Source organism: Actinomadura sp. NPDC000929, assembly GCF_040492065.1.
Classification (GTDB): domain Bacteria; phylum Actinomycetota; class Actinomycetes; order Streptosporangiales; family Streptosporangiaceae; genus Spirillospora; species Spirillospora verrucosospora.
This window is the reverse complement of sequence record NZ_JBEUPA010000249.1, coordinates 1-7,085: the sequence shown is the minus strand read 5'-3', so window position 1 is coordinate 7,085 and position 7,085 is coordinate 1. Positions and strand designations below refer to the sequence as shown.

Below are 7,085 nucleotides of genomic sequence, written 5' to 3'. Positions count from 1 at the left end.
CCGGCGTGCGGCGGCGCGGGATCCGGGCGCGGCGGCGTCTCCGCCACGGCCGCGCCCAGCCGCTCGGCGACGAGCCGCGCGCCGTCCGGCACCTCCGCGAGCCGCCAGGCGTCGCCCCTGACCTCCAGGAACGCCTCCGCCGCCGCGAGCAGCGCCGCGACGGGATCGCCGGGGACGGGCCCGAGCCGCGTCCCGGCCAGCCGCAGGCCGCCGGGGGTGTGGGCCGCGTCGGCGTCCAGCGCGGCCGTGTCGCCGGTGCCGTCGTCGAGCGCGAACAGGAACCGCCCCGGCAGCCGGGCCAGCTCCGCACGCGCGCAGAGCGCCGCGTCCAGCGCCGTGACCAGCGGATCCGTGGCGAGGGCGCCGCGCGGGCCGCGCCCGCCGAGCGGGGACGCGACGATGTTGCGCACCCGCTCGTGGGTCGCCGACGGAAGCAGCCCGGCGGCCTCCAGCCGGGCCGCGAGCGCTCCGGTGTCGCGGACGCCGCGCACCTGGAGGTTGCCGCGGGACGTGAGTTCGATCACGTCCCGCCCCAGCTCGCGGGCGGCGGCGCCGAGCACCGCGAGCTGCGCGGCGGACACCGCGCCGCCCGGGACGCGGACGCGCGCCAGCGGCCCGTCGGCGGCGTCGTGGGTGCGCAGCGCCCCGGGGCACGCGTCGGGACGGGCTCTGACATTCGGCACGGGGAGGATGTTAACCACAGTTTGCAGGGCGACCGCGCTGCCGTACTCTTCTGCTCAGACGATGGCAATGGGAGGAAGCCGGTGCGAATCCGGCGCGGTCCCGCCACTGTGACCGGGGAGCGAACCCCGCTGTAGGCCACTGTCCGCGAGGACGGGAAGGCCGGGGCGAGCGTCGATCCGGGAGCCAGGAGACTCCTGCCGTCGCGACACCCGCGACCGGGGCGAGGACCCCAGGGGGAGGATGCGCCGTGCCCGAGCACAGCCGCACGGTCCTGTTGCTGTCGACGTCCGACACCGATCTGCTGAGCGCCCGAGCGTCCGGCGCCGCCTACCGGCTCGGCAACCCCGCGCGGCTCACCGCCGCCGACCTGCCCGGGCTGACCGAGGGCGCCGACCTCGTCGTGGTGCGGCTGCTCGGCGGCCGCCGCGCCTGGGAGGACGGTCTCGACGCGCTCCTCGCGGGCCCCCGGCCGGTCGTCGTCCTCGGCGGCGAGCAGGCCCCCGACGCCGAGCTGATGGAGCTGTCCACGGTCAGCGGCGGCGTGTGCGCCGAGGCGCACGCCTACCTCGCGCACGGCGGTCCCGCCAACCTCGCCGAGCTGCACGCGTTCCTGTCCGACACCGTGCTGCTGACGGGGCGCGGCTTCGCGCCGCCGGCCGCGACGCCGACCTGGGGACGGCTCGACCGCGCCGCCCGCGACGGCGGCGGGCCCGTGGTCGGCGTGCTCTACTACCGCGCCCACCACATGGCGGGCAACACCGCGTTCGTGGAGGCGCTCTGCGCCGCCGTGGAGGACGCCGGCGGGCGCGCCATGCCGGTGTTCTGCTCGTCGCTGCGCACCGCCGAGCCCGAGCTGCTGGACACGCTCCGCCAGGCGGACGCGCTGGTGGTGACGGTGCTCGCGGCGGGCGGGTCGCGGCCCGCGACGGCCGGGGCGGGCGGCGACGACGAGGCGTGGGACGTGGGCGCGCTCGCCGCGCTGGACGTCCCGATCCTGCAGGGCCTCTGCCTCACCACGAGCCGGTCCGACTGGGAGGGGAGCGACGACGGGCTGTCCCCGCTGGACGCGGCGTCGCAGGTCGCGATCCCCGAGTTCGACGGGCGGATCATCACCGTCCCGTTCTCGTTCAAGGAGGTCGACGAGGACGGGCTCACCGTCTACGCCGCCGACCCCGAGCGGGCGGCCCGGGTCGCCGGGATCGCGGTCCGGCACGGCCGCCTGCGGCACACCCCGGCCGCCGGGCGCCGCCTCGTGGTGATGCTGTCGGCGTACCCGACCAAGCACGCCCGCGTCGGGAACGCCGTCGGTCTCGACACCCCGGCGAGCACCGTCCGGCTGCTCGCCCGGCTCCGCGACGCGGGGTACGACCTGGGCGAGGGCTTCCCCGGCGTCGACGAGCAGGACGGCGACGCGCTCGTCCACGCGCTCATCGCGGCGGGCGGCCAGGACGAGGACTGGCTCACCGAGGAGCAGCTCGCGGGCAACCCCGTCCGCATCTCCGCCGCGTCCTACGAGCGCTGGTACCGCACCCTGCCCGCCGACCTGCGCGAGGGGATGGAGCGGCACTGGGGCCCGCCGCCCGGCGAGCTGTTCGTCCAGGACGGCGACATCGTCCTCGCCGCCCTGCGCGCCGGCAACCTCGTCGTGATGGTGCAGCCGCCGCGCGGCTTCGGGCAGAACCCCATCGCGATCTACCACGACCCCGACCTGCCGCCCAGCCACCACTACCTGGCCGCGTACCGGTGGCTGTCGGACGAGTTCGGCGCGCACGCGATCGTCCACGTCGGCAAGCACGGCAACCTGGAGTGGCTGCCCGGCAAGGCGGCGGGGATGTCGGCGTCGTGCGGCACCGACGCGGCGCTCGGCGACGTCCCGCTGGTCTACCCGTTCCTCGTCAACGACCCCGGCGAGGGCACGCAGGCCAAGCGCCGCGCGCACGCCGTCCTCGTCGACCACATGGTCCCGCCGATGGCCCGCGCCGAGACCTACGGCGACATCGCCCGCCTCGAACAGCTCCTGGACGAGCACGCGACGATCGCCGCGATGGACCCGGCGAAGCTGCCCGCGATCCGCGCCCAGATCTGGACCCTCATCCAGGCCGCCAAGCTCGACCACGACCTCGGCCTGGACGACCGCCCGCACGACACCGAGTTCGACGACTTCCTCCTGCACGTCGACGGCTGGCTGTGCGAGGTGAAGGACGCGCAGATCCGCGACGGCCTGCACGTCCTCGGCCAGGCGCCCGCCGGCCCGGTCCGCGTCGACCTGGTGCTGGCCATGCTCCGCGCCCGCCAGATGTGGTCGGGGCGCGAGACGCTGCCCGGCCTGCGGGAGGCGCTCGGGCTCAGCGAGGCCGGCGGCGAGGCGCTCGCCGACGTGGACGCCGCCGAGGCCGCCGCCCGCGCCCTCGTGCAGGCCATGGAGGACGCCGGCTGGGCCGTGGACGCGGCGCGCGAGGCCGCCCGGGACGTTCCGGCGGAGCGCCGCGAGGCGGTGACGCGGGTCCTGGAGTTCGCCGCCGCCGAGATCGTCCCGCGCCTGGCCCGGACGTCCGACGAGCTCGACCACGTCCTGCACGCCCTGGACGGCGGCTACGTCCCGGCGGGCCCGAGCGGGTCGCCGCTGCGCGGCCTCGTCAACGTCCTGCCGACCGGCCGCAACTTCTACTCGGTCGACCCGCGCGCCGTCCCGAGCCGCCTCGCCTGGGAGACCGGGCAGGCGATGGCGGACTCGCTCCTGGAGCGCTACCGCGCCGACCACGGGGAGTGGCCGCGCTCGGTCGGGCTGTCGGTGTGGGGGACGAGCGCGATGCGCACGGCGGGCGACGACGTCGCCGAGGTCCTCGCGCTGCTCGGCGTCCGCCCGGCCTGGGACGAGGCGTCCCGCCGCGTCACGGCGCTGGAGCCGGTCCCGCTCGCCGAGCTCGGCCGGCCGCGCATCGACGTGACCGTCCGCATCAGCGGCTTCTTCCGGGACGCGTTCCCGCACGTCGTCGCCATGCTGGACGACGCCGTCCGGCTCGTCGCCGGGCTGGACGAGCCCGACGCCGACAACCACGTCCGCGCCCACGTGCGGGCCGACCGGGAGCGGCACGGCGACGAGCGGCGCGCCACGATGCGCGTGTTCGGGTCCGCGCCCGGCGCGTACGGGGCCGGGCTGCTGCCGCTCATCGACAGCCGCAACTGGCGCGACGACGCCGACCTCGCCGAGGTGTACGCGGTGTGGGGCGGCCACGCCTACGGCCGCGACCTCGACGGGGTGCCCGCCCGCGCCGACATGGAGAGCGCCTACCGGCGCATCGCCGTCGCCGCCAAGAACGTCGACACCCGCGAGCACGACATCGCCGACTCCGACGACTACTTCCAGTACCACGGCGGCATGATCGCCACCGTCCGCGCGCTGACCGGAAAGGCCCCCGAGGCCTACGTCGGCGACAGCACCCGCCCGGACGCCGTGCGCACCCGCACCCTCTCGGAGGAGACCGCGCGGATCTTCCGGGCCCGCGTCGTGAACCCGCAGTGGCTCGCCGCCATGCGCCGGCACGGCTACAAGGGCGCGTTCGAGCTGGCCGCGACCGTGGACTACCTGTTCGGCTACGACGCCACCACGGGCGTCATGGCCGACTGGATGTACGACAGGCTCACCGCCGCCTACGTCCTGGACGAGGAGAACCGCGCGTTCATGGCGCAGTCGAACCCGTGGGCGCTGCACGGCATCGCCGAGCGGCTGCTGGAGGCGGCCGAGCGCGGCATGTGGGAGTACCCCGACCCGGCGGTCCTCCAGGGCCTCCAGGAGGTCTACCTCAAGACGGAGGGCGACCTGGAGGACGACACCAGCCGCTGAGCCGCCTCCGGCGACCCCGCCCAGTGCAGGTGCAGGTAGGAGGCGGTGATCCGGTCGTCGCCGTACCCGTCGCGGCCGTCGCGCCACCGGAACAGCGGCTCGGCGCCGGTGTCCAGCGCGGTCCGGTGGAACTCGTGGCCGCGGAACCGCTCGCCCGGACGGGTCAGCGGCGACTCGGCCACCGCGACCGCCTCCCGGTAGCCGAGCGCCAGCCGGGACGTCATCCGCGCGCGGCCCGGCACCCGCCCGCACATCGCCCGGCCGTCGAGTTCCTCGCACAGGTAGAGGAGCCCGGCGCACTCGGCGGCGATCGGGCCGCGGAACGCCGCGACCTCGGCGAGCATCGGCGCGTTGGCGGCCAGCTCGGCTGCGTGGACCTCGGGGAAGCCGCCGCCGATGACGAGCGAGCCCGCCCCGTCCGGCAGGGCCTCGTCCCGCAGCGGGTCGAAGACGGCCACGTCGGCGCCCGCCGCGCGCAGCAGCTCCACGTGCTCGGCGTAGGAGAAGGTGAACGCCGCCCCGCCCGCGACCGCGACGACCGGCCCGCCCTCGACCGGGACGACCTGCTCGGACGGGTCCCACGCGGGCCCCGGCAGCGGGGGGGCGCCGGCCGCCAGGCGGAGCAGGGCGTCCAGGTCGCAGGAGCGCTCCACGAGCGCGCCGAGCCGCTCCACCGCGCCGACGGCCTCCGCGCCCCGCTCGGCCGCCGGGACCAGCCCGAGGTGCCGGGACGGGGTCACGACCGCGTCGTCCCGCCGGATCGCGCCGAGCACCGGCACGCCCGTCGCCTCCAGCGCGCCGCGGCACAGCTCCTCGTGCCGCTCCGAGCCGATTCGGTTGAGCACGACGCCGCCGATCCGCACGCCCGGCTCGAACGTCGCGAAACCGTGCACGAGCGCCGCCACCGACCGGCTCTGCCGCGCGGCGTCCACGACCAGCACCACCGGCGCCGCGAGCAGCCGCGCGACGTGCGCCGTGGAGGCGAACCCGGTGTCGCCCCGCCCGTCGAACAGGCCCATCACGCCTTCGACCACCGCCACGTCGCAGCCGGCGGCGCCGTGCAGGAACAGCGGCGCGATCCGCTCCTCGCCCGCGAGCCACGGATCCAGGTTGCGGCCGGGCCGTCCCGCCGCCAGCGCGTGGTAGCCGGGGTCGATGTAGTCGGGGCCGACCTTGTGCGGCGACACGGCGAGGCCGCGCGCCCGCAGCGCCGCGATCAGGCCGGTCGCCACGGTCGTCTTGCCGCTGCCGGACGCCGGCGCGGCGACGACCAGCCGGGGGATCACCACTCGATGCCCCGCTGCCCCTTCTGCCCGGCGTCCATCGGATGCCGGACCTTGCCCATCTCCGTCACCAGGTCGGCGGCCTCGACCAGCCGGCCGGGCGCGTCCCGCCCGGTGACGACGACGTGCTGGGTGCCGGGACGCGCGGCGAGGGTCTCGACCACGTCGTCCAGGTCGAGCCAGCCCCACTTGAGCGGATAGGTGAACTCGTCGAGCACATAGAAACGGTACGTCTCGGCGGCCAGGTCCCGCTTGATCTGCGCCCAGCCCTCGCGGGCGTCGGCCGCGTGGTCCTCCTCGCTGCCGGGGCGCTGGATCCACGACCAGCCCTCGCCCATCTTGTGCCAGGCGACCGGGCCGCCCTCGCCGCTCTCGCCGAGCACGCGCAGCGCCCGCTCCTCGCCGATCCGCCACTTGGCCGACTTCACGAACTGGAACACCCCGACCGGCCAGCCCTGGTTCCAGGCCCGCAGCGCCATCCCGAACGCCGCCGTCGACTTCCCCTTCCCGGGACCGGTGTGGACGATCAGCAGGGGCCGGTTGCGGCGCTGCCGGGTGGTGAGGCCGTCGTCGGGGACGGACACGGGCTTTCCCTGGGGCATCTCAAGCCGCCTTTCCCTTTTCGCGCCCGCGGTGGGCGCGGACGATCCCGTCGAGGTCGCCGAGCGGGACGAGCCGCGCCCCGAGCCGGGCCGCGAGCCGTCCCGCGAGGCCGAGCCGGACCGGGCCGTCCTCGCAGTCCACGACGATCCCGGCGGTGCCCGCCAGCAGCCCGGCGGCCCGGTCCACGTCGCCCCCCGCGGTCGCCCGCCCGTCGGTGACGACCACGAGCAGCGGGCGGCGCGCCGGGTCGCGCAGCCGCTCGGCGCGCAGCACCTCGGCGGCGCGCGCGAGCCCGGCGGCCAGCGGCGTGCGGCCCCCGGTCGGCAGGGCCCGCAGCCGCGCCGCGCCCGCCTCGACCGACGACGTCGGCGGCAGCACGAGCTCGGCGGTGCGCCCCCGGAAGGTGACCAGGCCGACCTTGTCGCGGCGCTGGTAGGCGTCCAGCAGCAGGCTGAGGACTGCCGTCTTCACCGTCGTCATGCGGCGGCGGGCGGCCATCGAGCCGCTGGCGTCCACGACGAACAGCACCAGGTTCCCCTCGCGGCCCTCGCGGACCGCCTCCCGCAGATCGTCCGGGCGCAGCACGAGGCCGGCGCCGGACCGGCCGCGCGCCCGCTGCCGCGGCGCGGCGGCCAGCAGCGTCGCCACCACGTGGGGGTCGCGGACCTTCG

General features: G+C 76.6%; 5 protein-coding genes and 1 riboswitch. Of the genes, 1 reads left to right on the top strand and 4 read right to left on the bottom strand.

Annotated elements, in window-relative coordinates; translation table 11 throughout:
- Positions 1-683: ferredoxin-like domain-containing protein (locus tag ABWI04_RS40990; RefSeq protein ID WP_502913220.1), on the bottom strand; the 683-nt coding region annotated here is incomplete at its 3' end.
- Between the two features lie 72 nt (positions 684-755).
- A riboswitch (cobalamin riboswitch) is annotated at positions 756-877 on the top strand.
- A gap of 54 nt (positions 878-931) precedes the next feature.
- Here ABWI04_RS40990 and cobN point away from each other — a divergent pair.
- On the top strand, positions 932-4,528 hold the full coding sequence (gene cobN, locus ABWI04_RS40985) for a cobaltochelatase subunit CobN (protein ID WP_353835785.1): 3,597 nt from the start codon (positions 932-934) through the stop codon (positions 4,526-4,528).
- Here cobN and ABWI04_RS40980 read toward each other — a convergent pair.
- From ABWI04_RS40980 to ABWI04_RS40970, 3 genes are all read right to left on the bottom strand, one after another.
- Entirely contained in the window at positions 4,483-5,814 is a 1,332-nt protein-coding gene (locus ABWI04_RS40980) for a cobyrinic acid a,c-diamide synthase CobB (RefSeq protein WP_353835784.1), read from the bottom strand. The two genes, cobN and ABWI04_RS40980, sit on opposite strands and share 46 nt — an antisense overlap.
- Entirely contained in the window at positions 5,811-6,413 is a 603-nt protein-coding gene (cobO, locus tag ABWI04_RS40975) for a cob(I)yrinic acid a,c-diamide adenosyltransferase (RefSeq protein ID WP_353835783.1), read from the bottom strand. Before cobO ends, ABWI04_RS40980 begins: the two co-directional genes overlap by 4 nt.
- Position 6,414: 1 nt before the next feature.
- A partial coding sequence (locus ABWI04_RS40970) for a vWA domain-containing protein (RefSeq protein ID WP_353835782.1) occupies positions 6,415-7,085 on the bottom strand: 671 nt, incomplete at its 5' end.